This is a genomic window from Fodinibius sp. (assembly GCF_034521915.1).
Lineage (GTDB): Bacteria > Bacteroidota > Rhodothermia > Balneolales > Balneolaceae > Fodinibius.
Genome location: NZ_JAXHLU010000013.1, coordinates 131831 through 148979, shown reverse-complemented (window position 1 = coordinate 148979; position 17149 = coordinate 131831). Strand labels below are relative to the sequence as shown.

The window sequence follows — 17149 nt, the reverse complement described above, 5'->3', positions numbered from 1 at the left end:
ATGAGTACCAAAGAGAAAACGGCTGAAGAACTGAAGCAAACGGTCAAAGAAAAATACAGTCAAATTAGTGAACAGTCCAAGGATTACGATTCCGGGTCGTGCTGTGGCTCCGATGAAGTCTACAACGTCATGAGTGATGACTACAACTCGGTTGAGGGCTATAATGCAGATGCCGATCTTGGACTTGGATGCGGGCTTCCAACCCAGTTCGCCAAAATTAATGAAGGCGATACTGTTATTGATCTTGGATCGGGTGCCGGCAACGACTGCTTTGTAGCTCGCCACGAAACAGGAGCGACAGGGCAAAGTAATCGGAATTGATTTTGCCGAGTCTATGATTGCTAAAGGCTCGAAAAAATGCAGATAAAGTTGGGTTTTAATAACGTCGAATTTCGCTATGGTGATATTGAAGACATGCCGGTCTCTGATGACGTGGCCGATGTAATCGTCAGTAACTGTGTACTGAACCTGGTACCTGACAAACCTAAAGGTCTTTTCGGAAATTTTCCGGCACGCTAAAACCCGGCGGACATTTTAGTATTTCTGATATTGTGCTGGTAGGCGATTTGCCCGAAGCCCTTCGTGAAGATGCCGAAATGTATGCCGGTTGCGTAGCAGGGGCTATTCAAAAAGATGTTTACCTTAATCATATAAAAGAAACAGGCTTCGAAAATAGTACCATTCAAAAAGAAAAGACTATTGAACTGCCTGATGATATCTTGGCGAAGTATTTATCCGAAGAAGAAATAGATGATTTTAAAAATGGAGATACCGGTATTTACAGTATCACGGTTTTTGCTCAAAAGCCCGGTGGAAAGTCAGAAGAAAATATAGACAGCCAGAAAATTGAAATGATAGAGGAATGGCCATGTTTGCGAACCGGGTTCAGGTTGCTGCTAATGATTCAATTTAATCAATCACCCTAAATCCCTCTTACCGCCGGTAGTCGGTCGCGGCTCCAAGAGGGACTTGTAAGCTTGGAATTTCTGTAATAGCGTTCCTCCTTGGAGAAGAGCCTGTCGCCTGGGCGGAAGGTTAGGAGGATTGACAATGTTAATTTTACTGACTATCTCGTCTCGATACTCTGCGTCGGGAAAGAGAAATACTGAATTATTCTCGTTCCGTAGCTCTGCTGCGGAACGGAATTAAACTTCGCAGTCCAGATTTTAGCATCTATAAACCAACCAATTATATGTACCAAAAATTACAATCTTACATTGACGATCTGGATGCTTTAGTTAATGAGATACCAGATGAACGAAAGCGTAAACTTGAAGAAATTGCTAATTACATACGCTCAAAAGATCAGCCTAAATTAACCTTCATTTGCACCCACAACAGTCGACGCAGTCATCTGTGTCAGATTTGGGCGGCAGCGATAGCCGATTATTTTGGAATAGATAATGTGGAAACCTATTCCGGTGGAACCGAAGCTACGGCTTTTAATCCAAGGGCTGTGGCAGGCAATAGAAAGGGCCGGGTTTAGGGTTGAAAATCCCGGTGGAGAAAATCCAAAGTATAAGGTCTATTTTGATGATGAATCCGAGCCGTTGATCTGCTTTTCCAAAACGTTCGACAACTCCTATAATCCCACAAAAGATTTTGCCGCTATTATGACCTGCTCGGATGCCGATGCAAATTGTCCTGTAGTGCCGGGAGCTGAAAAGCGATTTTCTATTCCGTATATCGATCCTAAAGAGTCGGATGGTACCCCAAAAGAGAAGGAAATCTACGACGAACGCTGCCGGCAAATCGCTTCAGAGATGTATTATATGATGTCAAAGATTTGAGCTTCATTTATTGATAAAGATATTACGCCATGCTATCCCGAAAGCCTTCGGGCACCCGGCCCGCATCGCGATCATAGAATTGCTAGCAGAACGAGAAACCTGCATCTGCAGTGATATTACTGAACAGCTTCCCCTGGCACAGTCAACGGTTTCACAGCATCTGAAAGCGTTAAAAAAAACCGGTATTATAAAAGGTGAAATTGACGGAGTACGAACCTGCTATTGTTTAGACAAGGAAGGAATAAAAGAAATAAATGACCTTGTAATTCCGCTTGTCCAGAATCTCAGCGCTGCAATAGACGGAGAGCGCTGTTGAAAATCTATATTTCTTGAATTCTAACCGTATTGAAGGGCTGAATAACGTGTTCAGATCTCAAGAATAGTATGAGGATATTAGACTTATAATATCTTTTTCCATTTTAAATTATCCCCCAATCGTCGTCATCGTTCGGTTTTTCTGATTGGACAGATTAAACATCCCAGCGTGTTTGGCTTTTTTGTGATAGATTACCTCCTTGATGATTGGCTCCAGTTCTTCTCCATTTCGTAACGGTTGCAACAAATTGGTTTCATCGGGGGAGAATAGGCAATTTTTGATGGAGCCATTAGCAAGCAGGCGAATACGGTTACAGCTTCCGCAAAACTGCTCACTCATGGAACTGATGACACCTATTTGCCCCTTGAATCCATCGATGTTGTAATGTTTGGTGGTGTCATGCGGGGCATCTTCACCACGAATTAAGGTATAACGCTCTGAGAGGCGATCCCTGATTTCGTCGGCCGGAACCATTTTCTCATAGTTCCATCGATTACCGTCAAACGGCATAAATTCGATGTAACGGATGATTATCGGAAGATCTTTTGCAAGTGTCGCAAAATCTGCGATCTCTTCCTCGTTCATTCCGCGCATCACTACCATGTTAATTTTGGTATTGAATCCGCGCTCCACAAGGGTATAGATATTTTCGAGTACACGATCGAAACCCGAACGGCGAGTGATGAGAGTGAATTTATCAGGATCCATCGTGTCCAAGCTTACATTTACATTTTTCAAACCACAGGACTCAAATACGTCAATAAATCGGTCTACGATCAAGCCGTTGGTCGTAATGGCAAGTTCAACCGGACGTTTGCCAAGTTCATGAAGAATGTGATCGGCATCTTTGCGTACGAGCGGCTCCCCACCAGTAAGGCGTATTTTATTAACACCCAGATCTATAAACGTATCAATTATTTGTAAGAGCTCTTCATAGGTGCAAATATGCGATTTCGGGGTCAGATCAATACCCTCTTCCGGCATACAATATGTGCAACGAAAGTTACACCTTTCGGTTAAGGATACTCTCAGATAATTGTGGATACGACCGTGTTTGTCTTTTAACATTTGCTAATAGGTTTCCATATTCAAGATTCTAATCAAGAGCTGGGCGCGTATGTTTGATTCTATTTTCAAGTAAATATAAGCTTTATTCCCGCTATAAAAAGAACGATGGATAGAGCCCGTTTTATAGTTACTGCATTCCACGATTTACTCCCCAGGTATGAGCCGGCAAATCCACCGACCATTACTGCCATCGCCATCGGTAAAATAAAAGTCGGGAGCGTAGTCGTGGCGGTAATATTACCGGCCAAACCGGCAATAGAGTTTACCAGGATAAAAACAACAGAGGCAGCAGCCGTAGCTTTTACGGGTGCCCATTTCATCAATAAAATAAAGGGGGTTAAAAAGATTCCCCCACCAGTTCCCGTGAGACCGGCTAAAAATCCAATACCGGCACCGGAAGACACTTTAACCGATGGATGTATATCTACAATATCATCCGGTTCTTTCATTTTAAATAAAAATCGTACAGCAGAAAACAAAAGAATAGCACCGACCAATATTTCAAAAATATCAGCAGGTAAATTCAAATATCCGCCTGCAAAGGCTGCCGGAATCGACAAGACCACAAACGGCCAGGTAAATTTCCACGAGAAATGGCCAGCACGATAAAAATTCAGAAACCCAATAATAGCCACGAGGATATTCAGGCTCAGTGCCGCTGGTTTGATCTCTTCGGGAGCTATATTAAATAGCGACATCACCGCAATATATCCAGAGGCACCGGCGTGGCCCACAGATGAATAGAGGATAGAAACAATAAAAACGCCTAATGTAAGCAGTCCAACAAGTTCAATACTCAAGGTTAATATAATTTCTGTACTTATTCTTCTGCTTCTTCATCAAGTATATCATTCACCCAGGTCATAGCGGCCATCATCGACGGCATGCCCACCGTTGGCAACAAAAGCAGAACTACATGATGAATTTCTTCTTTAGTGCAACCGGCCTCAAGTGCTTTTCGCGTGTGGGAATGAACGGCCCCTTCTTTTTGAGCTCCGCACGACATCGCCAGCTTGATGAGTTCCCGGGTTTTCTTGTCAATAGGTCCTGCGCTGTGAACGGCGTGGCCCAATTCAGCATAAGCCTGCCCCACATCAGGATAATCTATTGTAAAATCGATAAAGGGTTGTGGAATGTCTTTTTGTTTTTTATCCATAAGTTTATCTGAGTTGAATTAGAAAATTGATAAGGTGTAAGAGCCATGTTCCAACACCATTGAGTATTAAATGATTATACTTTTTCCACTTTTACCCATGTATCATAAAATACTGCGCTTCCTCCCACAATGTCACTAAAAGCGGTATTTTCCAAATAAGGATCTACGGCCATTACGGCATTGGCATGTATTCCACGTCCACGGCGTTTATCACCTTTTATTACATCACCGTCTACCACCGTATCTCGGGCACCATTGCCCCACTGTCCAAAACCGAGTGAAAAGGTGACGGTTCCGGGACGCATTCCTTCCACCACTTTAATCTTTCCTTTCACTTTTTTAGTACCCATTTCACCAAGATCCCAAATTCCTTCCGGATTGGTCTTGCTTTTAATGACCACTTCATCATCTGTTTTCAGTCCCTTTTTGCGAGCTGTCATGCTGTTCATGAGAATATAATTCTCAGGACTGATGGCCAGCAGCCAGTAGGCAACATTGGTTCTGGATTTGGTTTGGGTTGTTTGCCGATAGGTACTCAACTGCAGGTCATACCCCTCTTCCCAATCCTTTACTTCTCTGCCAAGGCTATCTGTAACCGGGTTATGCTCGGGAATACCGCTGAAATGTTCACCGGTCATGCTGTTAATGGTTCTTGCCGTATTTTCGCAATACATATTGATTTGCTTATCAAACGCATTGGTAAGCTGTTCACCTTCATAGGTATCAGGGTAATTCATAAATCGCCCACCTCGGGTCATCACATAAGCTACTTTTTTCCAGAGTTCCTCACCGACGCTCTCTTTCCACCGATTGACATCAAAAACGTACGGTTCAATATGTTTTCTTGTTTTTTCCAGTAAGTCTAATTCTTCATCGGTCGCATCGGGCACCGGTGTACCATCGGAGGCCATATTGGCTACCATCTTTAGATAAAAGTGATCCTGATGGGTGAATTTTTGCCCGTTTCCAAATCCATTTTCTCCGAATCCGCTCAGATTTAGGCCCTCTGCAAACGCCATCAACATACTTTCCAGGCTCATATACTGTTCTTCCCCATATACCTCACAAGAATCTACAAGAGGGGTAATTACAGGCGTACGAACTCCCTGAACAGTTTGAGTACAGTTGGGGTGTGTCCCGTGAAATTCCCATCGCTCCAGGTAGGTTCCATCTGGGAAGATATAATCAGCAAACGCTGAGGTAGCTCCCACCGTTATATCACTGGCAATAAAAAGCGGCATTTTTTCCGTATCGCTCATAATTTCATTGAGCTTATGTCCGGCAGGCAGGGCATAGTTCGGTGCTCCCATATACATTATAAAAGCCTTGACGGGATAAGGATAAGCATCGCCTATAGAAGGAATCACTTCTTGGTAAACATCTGATGAGAGTGGATACCATGGTCGTTTGGCCGGATAACCTTCAAAGGTAGTATGTTTTTCGTAAGATTCTCCATGCCGGACGATGTCGGTGCCGAACGGGGACAGCTTATCCGGGTGCATTTTTTTAATATCAAATGGTTGTCCGTCTTTGCCGCCATCTACATTGTAGGTAGAAGGGTAGCTCATACCCCCTTTCCATCCAAAGTTTCCGATCAATAAGTTAAGGCTCATCCAGGCGGCGACATTGTAATAGCCATTCGTATGCTGTGATACCCCGCGATGAATATCGGCCGCGGCCTTTTTGCCATGAGCAGTAAATTCTTTTGCTACTTCTGTAATCATCTTTGGCGTAATATCACAAATCTCGGCCCACTCTTCGATGGTGTGTTCTTTGGATGATTCGTAGAGTAGCTGCATACTACTTTTTACTGGAATTCCTCCAACAGTAGTATCAACTAGTAAATCGCCGGTTACAACATTTTGGGTGTCATTGGGATTTAATGCTCTAATACGGCCGTTATCAAGCACGATAAAACGATCTGCATCTCCGGCCGGACGAATTGATTCAGGAAGGTCACCCGCTCTCAGAAAGTCACCGGGTTCGCCATTTTCATCAATTTTTACCAGCCAGGGGGCATTGCTCCAGTTGGGCTCATTAACAGCCGTGGCTGCGGCTTTATTTGCCGCACGCAGATAGGTTTCATCATATCGTTTGTTATCGATAATCCACTGAATCATTGCAAGGGCATGAGCCGCTTCACTACCGGGTTTACCCGGTATCCATTTCCAGGCTTTGGCGGCCAGCTTACTCATTCTTGGATCAACTACTGCAAATTTTAGCCGCCCTTCGGTAAGTCCGTTTGTAATTTTATTTGTTCTTAAGGGTGGGCCATATCCTCCCTCAAAAGCATTAGAACCGGCAAAAATGACGAATTCGGCATTCTTGAGATCGGCCTGCCAATAGGCTTTTTCACTGCCCGTCCATTCTCCGTCAATATATTGCGTATTCATGGCTTTAGAGGCAAAATAGAGCGATCCCTGGCATGTTGTGGTGTGTCCTGGTTTGTTAACACTGCCGAAAGCTTGATGTACAAACCGTTTTACAAATTCGGAACGGCCGGCCTTCATTCGACCGTAATTAAAGACAAGCTGATTGTTTTTCGGTCCTAAATCTGGGTGATCAGGGTCAATTAGTTTATCCAGATGCTCACTATATTTTTCCTTGAACTGGTCAACGGTCATTTCATCGTTGTGAATTTTATCCACATCGGCTTTCATCTTTTTCATCAGCTTGGGATCACGCATGGCGCAAATATCCTTCAATCCCTCCACCTCGCGGTTTTCTTCGCCCGGTATATGGCTGAATAATTTACCGCCGTTAACTACTTCATTTACAGCCTGCTCATAAGGGATGCTTTTCCATTTTCCACTTCCACGTTTTCCATCCCGTTTCAGAACGGTACGAATTCGATACGGATCATACATAGTTTGAATACCGGCCTGCCCTTTAGGACAAATAGCACCATCCAGTTTGGCAATTTCTTTATTGGCCGGACTGTGATTATAGCGGATATGAGGATTCATTGTCCATGGGCTAAACGGGTTACCGTCTATTTTTACAACAACGCCATCTGATATTTTTGCTTTGATATGGCATCCGGTATTACAATTCAAACAGGTTGTGTAAATGATGTTTTCCGGTTTTGAAATATCGTAGAACTCCACCCCAGATAGGTCGCCAGCCATCACTTTTTCGTTTAATTCTTCAGCACGTTGGCACTGTGAAAGCAATGCTGGAATACCACCTACAAATGCAGCTGTTTTTAAAAAGTCTTTTCTGCTAATGCCTTGGTTTTTTTGTGAACTCATAACTAATACCGTGCTTAATTTTAAAATTTTCTTTATAAATGACCTGTTATTGATTCAATGTCCGTTCAAAATACGGCTGAAGAATGTATCTATACCCAAGTGTAAATATGAATAGTGCTAAACCTACTGCAAATATTACTACTAGCCATTCCACCAATGCAGGAGTATATTCAAACGATAGTTTTGCGTGATTGAAGGCCTCCTCAATTCCCTCCATGCCCGACATCGGGTAAGCAAGTCCCGGAATAATAATATTTACGGGTACCATTGAGAAGCCGATCAGATAGCAAACGGCGGCCGTACCGACAGCTTTTAGATTTTGACTGAAAAAGAACAGCAGCGCAAGCGGAATAATAATGCCAATGCCAATATGAATGATCCAGGTGGTCCACCAATATGGTCCGAAAAGAACAAGCTGAAGAGCTTCGTCATAAGCCGGTACATTGGGAAAAGCGATGATAATTGCATTTCCCAGAGCAGCAATAATTCCTATGGATATAGCCCCAATAAATGTACGGGTTAGTTTTTCAGCCGTCTTTGTATAAGCTTGGGTACCCTTGGTTGGTGAAAAGAGTAAGTGAATAAGTATTAACAACGCTACACCAGCAACGATAGAAGCGATAAAGAACATGAGCGGCATAACCGATACGTTCCAGAACGGACGTGCCGCCACCACGCCAAAAAGTGCCCCCACCAAACTGATAAATACAATTCCTATAGGCACACTAATAAAGCTAAGTCGTTTCATGAGAACATGCTTGTTTTTTATGGTAGCATAGAGCATGCCAAGCAGCAGAAAAATGAAGAGGATATGTGTCCAGATTTCCCAGATCATTACCGAACTAAAACTAGGTTCCAGGAATACCTTCCAGGCCCGGAATGGATGGCCAAGTTTTGTTCCCACCAGAGTCATAGCTGCCGCCAGGGCTGATATTGCGGCTATGAGCACCACGGGCGTTAGCTTCTCCAAAGACTTCATTTTCATACCATAATAGAGAATAATGAAGGCCAGTATAGTTCCAACCTCAATCCATATCATGTAAATGTAGGCACCTACCAACAATCCCCAGGGTACGTAGCTTGTCAGGGCGCCATGGTAGTGCATCACAAACATCTGGAAAATTCCTATGGCACCAATGAGGAGTGCTGCAATTGAAACCCCCAGTGATATCTTGAAATCTTTATTTCTGTCTATTTTGAATGTTGCTGTGTTAGTTGACATAATGAAAAAATTTAGAGGTTTGTAAAAAATCAGGTGAGATAATAAACCCGGGGTTTGGTACCCAGCTCTTCTTTCAACCTGAATTGATTGCGCTGACCCAGCAGTTCTGAAACCAGACTATCTTGATTATTGGCATCCCCAAAATAGGTGGCGTATCCTATGCATGTTGTTACACATGAGGGCAGCATCCCTTCCTCAAGTTTATGAGTACAGAAATGACATTTTCTAACACTGCCAATTACTGGATCCCCATCATCATGGGTATATCCTTTGTTGTATTCGTAATTCGCAGCTTTTTCATACGGTTGTTTGGCAGGGGTCCCGTCGGTATAATTAATCCCAAAATCGAACGTGCGCGCGTGGTAGGGACAAGCCGTAATACAGTATTTACATCCTATACATTGGTCATAATCCATATCAATAATGCCATCGGGACGTACCCAGGTTGCATTTACCGGGCAAACGGGTACACAAGGTGGCTCTTCACACTGCATACAAGGCCGGGGAAGTGATTGTTGAGATACATTTGGGTAGGTACCGATTTCCTCTTCAATAACCGGCCGGTAAACCACTCCCGCAGGTAGATGATTTTCAGCAACACATGATACGGTACACGCGCCACATCCGGTACATTTTCTTAAATCGATTATCATTACCCAGCTGCGCTCTTCAATCGGTTTTTCCATCGCAGTCTGAAGCTCTTTCTGCATGCGGATAATCATATTTTCTTCTTCATCAATATCAAAGACCGGCATATCTTCAATAAATTGAGCATCATATTCATCGGTCCGGTCTTCCGTCACAGCGGCTAAACCCTCTTTTACCAAGGTAGGTAACGACATTGAAGCCATGCCAAGTATTGTGGCAGCCTTTTTTAAAAATCCTTTTCTATTATTTTCCGGAAGTTTCTCTGCTGACGTTTCCGAATCCTGTCCAAAGATCTCTTTTAATTGATTCTCTTCGGCTACGACAGATAAGTCACTTGCGGCCTTTTTGCTTTTATCGTGTTCATTCATAGTCTTTGGGTTTAAGTATCGGCTAAAATGAGTAGTAAATCGTTGTTCTTAAAACAATATCTGTTTTGCGGTCATTAAAGTCATCTCTTTTTTCATCATAGATATTAAAATAGAGATTGGGCATAATCTGCACCCGTTCTATTGGTTGAAAATTCAGGCCAAAAATCGCCAGGGCCTGATTGGAAAAGAATTGGGGATCATTAGGATAAACTTTGCCGGTATTATAGTCCGTATCCGGGTTGTACCAGTCGTACCGCCCAAAAAATTCAAGTTGGTTCCCGATTTGTGGAATTGAAAACGCGGCAAATACCGAATAGAGCAGTGGCTCTACATCCTGGTATCCCTGCGGGGTATTCACACTATTTAATACCCGTGCTACTTCTCCGCCCAACCGGAAATAATCCGCCTCGTAACCTAAAAATCCGCGGAGAATAGAATTTTCTCTGTCATCTCCCAGCGACTTATAGTTATACATGGTTTCAACGGTGAGCCGACTGTCCAGGAATTTTGCAAATACAGATCCTGTATATTCCAGCCGTTTGGTATCCGTTGGCCTATTACCGGTTCCATTTCCTACCAAAGCGGTAAAGCCATAATTTGAATTTTCATCAAACGTTGCGCTATACGAAATACCCTGATCAGCAGAACGGCCAATTCCCCGGGCGTCCAGCGCCTCTTTTTCTACGGAACGGTATCCAAACGATTTTTCCGGGAAGGTAAAAATAGGGGTGGGGATTAAGCCAACACTCAATACCTGATTATTGAGAAAATCACCCGGTATTTTCCACTTCAAATAACCCAGTTTGATGACTGGTGAAAATTTACCGCTTGGATTTAGAGTACCTGAATTTGTTTCAAACAGTACTCGTGTGGTAAGATTGCTGGAAATGTTGTGGTCGTAACCTACATAAACCCTTCGCAGGTTTCCGCCAATAGCGTTTTTCTCAGTATTCATAAACTCTCCACCACCCCAAAGCGCTTCATCACCATCAGCTTTCCAAAACATGTCACCAAAGATATATCCCCAGACTTCCGATTTTGGGTCTTCTGTTTCGGACTCCGCTTGTGCCACTACTGTTGATATGAAACCACTTAAAAAGAAAACAGTGACAGTAAGTAGTAATAGTTGGTTAATTTTTTTCATGGTTAATCCTTTTAAATATTACAGTGTTGCTGATCAGTATATTAATAGTTAAATGTATTTATATATCATTTCGGATTTGTGTTACATGTTTTCAATACTATTTATTTGATCAATCTTTTATTGCTCCTTTAATAGTTATTAACTATCGATTCAATAACTACAAACTATTATTGCAAAAATAATACCATTGTAGATAATTTTGGATAGAATAAACTCATAAAAAATATTAATACCATTATATTGCAGCGATAAGCAGTTGTCCAAGAATTTATTTTGCGTCATGTTTTTTTATATGGTCGTTGATTTCAATTATTCATTGCATTTACGCATGGTTTTTTTGTTGACCTATTGCAAATTTGCAACACATTGAAATCTGATCTACTTTTACATTGCAAGGCTAAATTAATCAGGTCTTTTTTTAGCAATTCAAGCAAATTATCCATACTTAGTATTTTTATTTTAGCATTTAACAAATAAACTAAATATGATTTCCATTTCTGAGGCCAAATCCCTTTTGTTTGAATCAATCGAACCTTTACAACCTACAGAAGTATCGACTGTTACAAGTGAAGGCTATATTTTGGCAGATAATCTCTTTTCTAATATTACAATTCCGATGTTCGACCAATCGGCGATGGACGGGTACGCGGTGAGAGTTGCGGATAATAAACTAGCCAATCAAGAGCATATTACCCTGCCGGTAAAAGGAGAAGTACAGGCGGGCGGATATTTCAATAATTCCATGCCACCAAACAGTGCTGTCCGTATTTTTACAGGTGCAGCTGTCCCTGACCAAACCAGATGCGTAGTCAGGCAAGAGTATGTACAAACAGATGGAAAATCAGTAACCATTTCAACTGAAGATATAGCTAGTGAAAACAATATTCGCCCGGCAGGATCCCGGATCAAGAAAGGAGATTTAGCATTGAAAAAGGGTACTAAACTCACGCCCGCTGCTATCGGGTTTTTGAATGCTTTGGGAATTTCTGAGGCAGAAGTAATCCAAAAACCAGAAGTAGCTATACTTGCTACAGGTAACGAGTTACGTAAGCCGGGTGAAGAATTGCAGCCCGGCGAAATCTATGAAAGTAACTCTTCAATGCTGAATGCTGCACTACAGCAATCTGGCTTTACTGCACAAGCAGCAGAACCGGTTCGGGACATAAGTAATGAACTGAAAACATCTTTAGAAAATCTGTTGAATAAGTTTGATGTGGTTATAACAACAGGTGGTATTTCGGTAGGAAAATATGACTTGGTGAAACAGACGCTTGAGGAACTTGGCGTTGAGCAAATATTCTACAAAGTAAAACAAAAACCCGGGAAACCGATTTACGCCGGTAAGAAAGAAAATAAACTTGTATTTGCACTGCCCGGAAATCCTGCCTCGGCTCTCGTTTGTTTCTATGAATATGTGTTGCCCTCCCTCAAAAAAATGAGCGGTGAGCCGGATTATGAACTCCCTAAAAAGAGCATACCGTTGGCACATTCTTTTATGATGAATGATACTCGTGATATCTTTTTTAAGGCTAAAATCAAAGACGGAGTAGTAACTATTTTAGGCGGACAAGGATCCGATATGCTTCAGACTTTTGCCGAAGCCAATGCACTGGTGTTGTTACCAGCCGGTGAGAAGCAATATGAACCTGGAGACAACGTGGAAACTCATTTATTGCCCTTATGAAACAAGCTGATATAAAACCAATTACCGTTATAATTTTGGCAGGAGGTCAAAGCCGTCGTATGGGAAGCGACAAAGGGTTGGTTCGCCTAAATGATAAACCAATGGTTCAGCATGTAATAGAAAAAGCCCAATCTATTTCGAACCAAATCATGATTATTACAAATCAGTCCGGCTATCAAAAATTTGGTGTGCCTACGTATTCCGACCTGATTCAGGACAAAGGCCCACTGGGAGGGATTTATACCGGCCTGCATTATTCGCAAACAGAGAACAACTTGGTGCTCAGCTGCGATATTCCACTGGTTCCTGTTTCATTTTTAAAAAGTCTGGTAAATTACCAGGCTGAAAATCAGGCGTATGTCCCAGTTTATAAAGATCAAGAACAACCGCTGTGTGCTGTTTATAAAAAAGAGATTGCGGAACAAATGAAATCATCGATTGAAGTCGAAAATTTAAGCATGCGTAAATTTCTGACAAAAATTAATACGGCCTTCATAGAGATTTCAGATTATGACACAGGAAATAAAAATTGGTTTGCTAATTTAAATACCCCTGAGGAAGTAGAAGAGCATCAGACTGATTATGACTATTAAAGTTAAATTATTTGGAATATTAGCGGACAATGCCCAAGCTAATAAAATTGAAATTTCGGATGTTTCAACAACCGAAGAATTGTTACAAAAAGTGAATAGGAAGTATCCTTCTTTTGAGAGTGTGAATTATAAAATTTCTGTAAATCAGGATATTATTTCGAATGACCAGAAGATTTCTACTGATGATGAAATTGCACTGCTTCCGCCATTTTCAGGAGGTTGAATGATGTTATCTAAACGTGAATACAATCGTTATAGCCGGCACTTGCTGTTGAAAGAGCTGGGACCTGAAGGACAGCAAAAATTAAAGCAGGCCAAGGTGTTAGTGGTGGGTGCCGGTGGTTTGGGATGTCCCGTTCTGCAATATTTGGCGGCGGCCGGTGTGGGAACTATTGGAATTGTAGATCGCGATGTGGTAGAATTAACAAACCTACAGCGGCAGGTAATTTTCAAGGAGTCGGATATTGGGTATCCCAAAGCTGAACGAGCCGCCGATTATCTCCGAGAGCGTAACTCACTGATCGAAATTCACACACACAATACGCAACTTTCAAGCAATAATGTCCAGAAATTATTTGAGCCTTATGATTTGGTGGTGGATTGCACAGATAATTTTAGCACCCGCTATTTGATTAATGACGCCTGTGCCATCTTAAAAAAGCCGATGGTGTATGGGTCTATTCATCGCTATCAGGGTCAGGTAAGCGTATTTCATGATTACCGCAGCTCGGAGAATCCCCCTTCTTATCGCTGCCTGTTTCCGCAACCGCCTGAAGATGGATCTGTCATGAACTGCGCGGAGGCTGGTGTGCTAGGAGTACTGCCCGGAATTGTTGGAACTGTGCAGGCTAACGAAATTATTAAGTGGATTACCGGTATTGGAGATGTTCTTTCCGGAAAATTGTGGATGCTTGATGCATTGACCATGAATACAACCATAATGACACTTAAAAGTAATTATGATCCAGCACAACAAACCCCGAAGGATTTTGAGTCCCTGCGAGAGTATAGCTATAACTTTTCCTGTGATAATAGCGAAGTTCAGCAAATAACGCCCAAAGAACTGGCAGGAATGCTGCAAACATCAGATCAGATTCAATTCATTGATGTAAGAGAAAACCATGAGGGTGATTCGCCCCCAGAACTGAAAGGAATTCGTTTACCTATGAGCAAGCTTAATCAGCAAATGGATTCTATTAATCTAAATACAATAACGGTTGTTTACTGTGAGGTTGGCAGGCGAAGTGCATCGGCCATACGGCAGTTATCTAATGAAGGTCACATTGACAACCTATATAATCTCAAAGGCGGACTTAATCACTGGAAGCAATTTCAACAAAACGAACATTATGAGTAAATCATCATCACTTTTTATGGAAGGAGCCATCTCTCCGGAGTTTATTTCCGAAGCTATCGCCAAACACAGTACTAAAACGGCTATTGGTGCGCATCAGATATTTCTGGGGCAGATCCGTGCCGATGAAAAGGAAGATGGGGTAGTACAGTCTATTGAATTTACCGCCTACCGTGAGATGGCGGAAAAACAGTACGCAGAGATTCGTGAAGAGCTTTTCGAGTCTTATTCTCTGTCGTGCATGCACGTGTATCATAGCTTGGGGAATATCGGGGTTGGTGAAATCAATTTGTTTGTATTTGTCTCATCCAAACATCGGAAAGATGCTACTGAAGCGTGTAGGGTTCTTGTTGAAAAAATTAAAAATGAATTACCGATCTGGGGAAAAGAAATCATAGGAGAAGAAAATTATAGCTGGAAAGTAAACCGATAATTTTATGGTAGATATCACACATAAATCTTCAACACTACGGTATGCTAAAGCGCAAGCCGTGGTTAATGTAAGCAAGCAGGAAACTATTACGGCCATTGAGCAAAAAAATGTCCCTAAAGGGGATCTTTTTGAGATGGCAAAAGCGGCCGCTCTATTTGCAGCCAAGCGAACCAGCGATATGATACCCGACTGCCATCCGCTGCCCATCGAGTATGCCGGTATTAACTTCACTATTGAGGATTTGACTATTCGAATCGAAATGGAAATCAAAACCATCTACAAAACCGGGGTAGAGGTAGAAGCCATGCATGCGGCCAGTGTGGCAGCTCTCACGGCGTACGACATGTTAAAACCAATTGATAAAGAGATTGAAATCGGTTCTATTAAACTGCTTGAGAAAAGAGGGGGTAAAAGCAGCTACTCTAAAAAATTACGTGAGGGGCTATCGGCAGCAGTTATTGTCTGCTCCGACTCCATTGCAGATGGTAAAAAAGAAGATCGTGCCGGAAAAGCAATTATTTCCAAATTGGAAGAGTCTGACATATCCATAGCAGAATATACGATTATTCCGGATGAACAAGATCAGATAATTGACCTTACTCGTAAACACGTGGATCAAAAAACAGACATGATCATCTTCACCGGCGGCACGGGAATGTCGCCCCGCGATGTAACGCCTCAAGCACTACGTCCTATGTTAGACCGTGAAATTCCGGGTATTGAGGAAGCCATCCGAAGCTATGGGCAAGATCGCACGCCTTATAGTATGCTCTCCAGAAGCGTAAGCGGGTTGATTGAAGACTCCTTGGTTCTGGCCTTACCGGGCTCAACTAATGGTGCAAAAGAAAGTATGGACGCCATTTTTCCGCATGTACTTCACATTTTTAGGGTGATGGAAGCTGCCCGGCATGATGAACTATAAGTTATTTATGTGGAGCTATTGATTGCTATAGTCCGGAAAATGTTGATGAAATTGACTCAAATAACGTAGAATTTTGCTATAGGGATATTGAAGGCATGTCCTTTTCTAATAACGTAGCTGATGTAATTGTATCCTAAATGTGCAGTGTGAAATTTCTAAGCTTTATACAGCGTAGTATCAATGCCTTCGATCTGTCCTTTTGTATTTACATCTATATAATCAGGTTAAATAGATATCCTGATAGGATGATAAAAATTGTTACCACCCCAAAAAAGACCGCAATTAGTTTCATGGTCATTACCTTTTTCAGGAGCGTTCCTTCGGGAAGTGAAAGTCCTACGGTAGCCATCATAAATGCAATGGCCGTTCCCAATGGTACCCCCTTTGCTACAAAAACTTCGATTACAGGCACGATAGCTGCTGCGTTTGCGTACATAGGTACAGCCAGAATCACAGCAAAAGGTACCGTCCACCAACTTCCATTGCCTAAATATTCAGTAAAAAAATCACCCGGAACGTATCCATGCATTGCAGCCCCAATACCGATACCAATTATGATATAGAGTAATACACTATTAACGATTCCCCAGGCTTCTCTGGAAATTTCGGGTATGCGTTCAAGAAATCCTCTTTTTTGTTCATTTACAGCAACTTTTTCCTGACTGGTATTGTCCATAAGTTTTTTTACCCAGTCTGTAAGCCATGATTCCAGATTGAATTTTCCCAACAACCATCCTCCTAATGTTCCAAGTAAAATCCCGGAGCCCGCGTATATGAGAGTAGCTTCCCATCCAAAAAGACCGATAAACATAGCAATAGCTACTTCATTCACAAGGGGGGAGGTTATTAAAAAAGAGAAGGTGACCCCGAGAGGAATGCCGCCTTTTACAAATCCTATAAATAGAGGAACCGATGAACAGGAACAGAATGGAGTAATAGCTCCAAAAATTGAGGATAAAAAATACTCTAATCCATAAAGTTTTTTTCGCTGTAAGAGATTTCGGAGTCGTTCAACCGGGAAGTAGGCATTTACAATACCCATGATGAATACAATGACGAACAGCAAGATTAAAATCTTGATGGTATCATACACAAAAAAGTTTAATGCTGTGCCTAGATGCGACTCTGCTGAAATCTGTAAAATTGAATAAACAAACCAGTCTGCAAATGATTCTAACCAGTCAAACATATCTGTAATAT

17 protein-coding genes and 1 pseudogene are annotated in these 17149 nt (G+C 42.1%); 10 read left to right on the top strand and 8 right to left on the bottom strand.

From position 1 onward, the window contains the following. The 4 genes and pseudogenes from U5J89_RS15940 (at window position 1) to U5J89_RS08905 (ending at window position 2106) form a co-directional block, all read left to right on the top strand. A pseudogene (locus U5J89_RS15940) lies at window positions 1–900 on the top strand (arsenite methyltransferase). Between the two features lie 292 nt (window positions 901–1192). Next, window positions 1193–1486, top strand: coding sequence for a hypothetical protein (locus U5J89_RS08915; protein WP_322575269.1), 294 nt, complete (start codon window positions 1193–1195; stop codon window positions 1484–1486). After that, a complete protein-coding gene (locus U5J89_RS08910) occupies window positions 1422–1790 on the top strand; it encodes a hypothetical protein (RefSeq protein ID WP_322575268.1) in 369 nt (122 codons plus the stop codon). Before U5J89_RS08915 ends, U5J89_RS08910 begins: the two co-directional genes overlap by 65 nt. Window positions 1791–1800: 10 nt before the next feature. Then, complete coding sequence (locus U5J89_RS08905; RefSeq protein WP_322575267.1) at window positions 1801–2106, top strand: metalloregulator ArsR/SmtB family transcription factor; 306 nt, start codon at window positions 1801–1803, stop codon at window positions 2104–2106. A gap of 108 nt (window positions 2107–2214) precedes the next feature. Here U5J89_RS08905 and moaA read toward each other — a convergent pair whose 3' ends face one another. The 7 genes from moaA to U5J89_RS08870 form a co-directional block, all read right to left on the bottom strand. Beyond that, window positions 2215–3174: a GTP 3',8-cyclase MoaA gene (gene moaA, locus U5J89_RS08900; RefSeq protein WP_322575266.1), complete on the bottom strand. Its 960-nt coding sequence runs from the start codon at window positions 3172–3174 to the stop codon at window positions 2215–2217. Window positions 3175–3239: 65 nt separating this feature from the next. After that, entirely contained in the window at window positions 3240–3974 is a 735-nt protein-coding gene (locus U5J89_RS08895; RefSeq protein WP_322575265.1) for a sulfite exporter TauE/SafE family protein, read from the bottom strand. A 20-nt stretch (window positions 3975–3994) separates the two neighbouring features. After that, window positions 3995–4330 (bottom strand): carboxymuconolactone decarboxylase family protein, encoded by a 336-nt coding sequence (locus U5J89_RS08890; RefSeq protein WP_322575264.1) that lies wholly within the window; start codon window positions 4328–4330, stop codon window positions 3995–3997. Window positions 4331–4404: 74 nt separating this feature from the next. After that, on the bottom strand, window positions 4405–7581 hold the full coding sequence (locus tag U5J89_RS08885; RefSeq protein ID WP_322575263.1) for a molybdopterin-dependent oxidoreductase: 3177 nt from the start codon (window positions 7579–7581) through the stop codon (window positions 4405–4407). A 46-nt stretch (window positions 7582–7627) separates the two neighbouring features. After that, window positions 7628–8803: an NrfD/PsrC family molybdoenzyme membrane anchor subunit gene (nrfD, locus tag U5J89_RS08880; RefSeq protein ID WP_322575262.1), complete on the bottom strand. Its 1176-nt coding sequence runs from the start codon at window positions 8801–8803 to the stop codon at window positions 7628–7630. A gap of 29 nt (window positions 8804–8832) precedes the next feature. After that, window positions 8833–9654, bottom strand: a complete 822-nt coding sequence (locus U5J89_RS08875; protein ID WP_416208510.1) for a 4Fe-4S dicluster domain-containing protein — start codon at window positions 9652–9654, stop codon at window positions 8833–8835. Between the two features lie 187 nt (window positions 9655–9841). Further along, on the bottom strand, window positions 9842–10963 hold the full coding sequence (locus U5J89_RS08870) for a hypothetical protein (protein WP_322575260.1): 1122 nt from the start codon (window positions 10961–10963) through the stop codon (window positions 9842–9844). A 484-nt stretch (window positions 10964–11447) separates the two neighbouring features. Between U5J89_RS08870 and glp the strand changes: the two genes are divergently transcribed. The 6 genes from glp to moaCB are packed head-to-tail and all read left to right on the top strand — an operon-like array spanning window position 11448 to window position 15949. After that, entirely contained in the window at window positions 11448–12647 is a 1200-nt protein-coding gene (gene glp, locus U5J89_RS08865; RefSeq protein ID WP_322575259.1) for a gephyrin-like molybdotransferase Glp, read from the top strand. After that, on the top strand, window positions 12644–13240 hold the full coding sequence (locus U5J89_RS08860; RefSeq protein ID WP_322575258.1) for a molybdenum cofactor guanylyltransferase: 597 nt from the start codon (window positions 12644–12646) through the stop codon (window positions 13238–13240). Before glp ends, U5J89_RS08860 begins: the two co-directional genes overlap by 4 nt. Next, window positions 13230–13463, top strand: a complete 234-nt coding sequence (locus U5J89_RS08855; RefSeq protein WP_322575257.1) for a MoaD/ThiS family protein — start codon at window positions 13230–13232, stop codon at window positions 13461–13463. Before U5J89_RS08860 ends, U5J89_RS08855 begins: the two co-directional genes overlap by 11 nt. Beyond that, a complete protein-coding gene (locus U5J89_RS08850; RefSeq protein WP_322575256.1) occupies window positions 13464–14597 on the top strand; it encodes a HesA/MoeB/ThiF family protein in 1134 nt (377 codons plus the stop codon). It abuts the gene before it with no gap. Next, window positions 14590–15027, top strand: coding sequence for a molybdenum cofactor biosynthesis protein MoaE (locus U5J89_RS08845; RefSeq protein ID WP_322575255.1), 438 nt, complete (start codon window positions 14590–14592; stop codon window positions 15025–15027). Before U5J89_RS08850 ends, U5J89_RS08845 begins: the two co-directional genes overlap by 8 nt. Before the next feature lie 4 nt (window positions 15028–15031). Next, on the top strand, window positions 15032–15949 hold the full coding sequence (moaCB, locus tag U5J89_RS08840) for a bifunctional molybdenum cofactor biosynthesis protein MoaC/MoaB (RefSeq protein ID WP_322575254.1): 918 nt from the start codon (window positions 15032–15034) through the stop codon (window positions 15947–15949). A gap of 211 nt (window positions 15950–16160) precedes the next feature. On the opposite strand, the gene U5J89_RS08835 is transcribed toward moaCB, so the two are convergent. Beyond that, a complete protein-coding gene (locus U5J89_RS08835; protein WP_322575253.1) occupies window positions 16161–17138 on the bottom strand; it encodes a permease in 978 nt (325 codons plus the stop codon). Window positions 17139–17149: the final 11 nt, after the last annotated feature.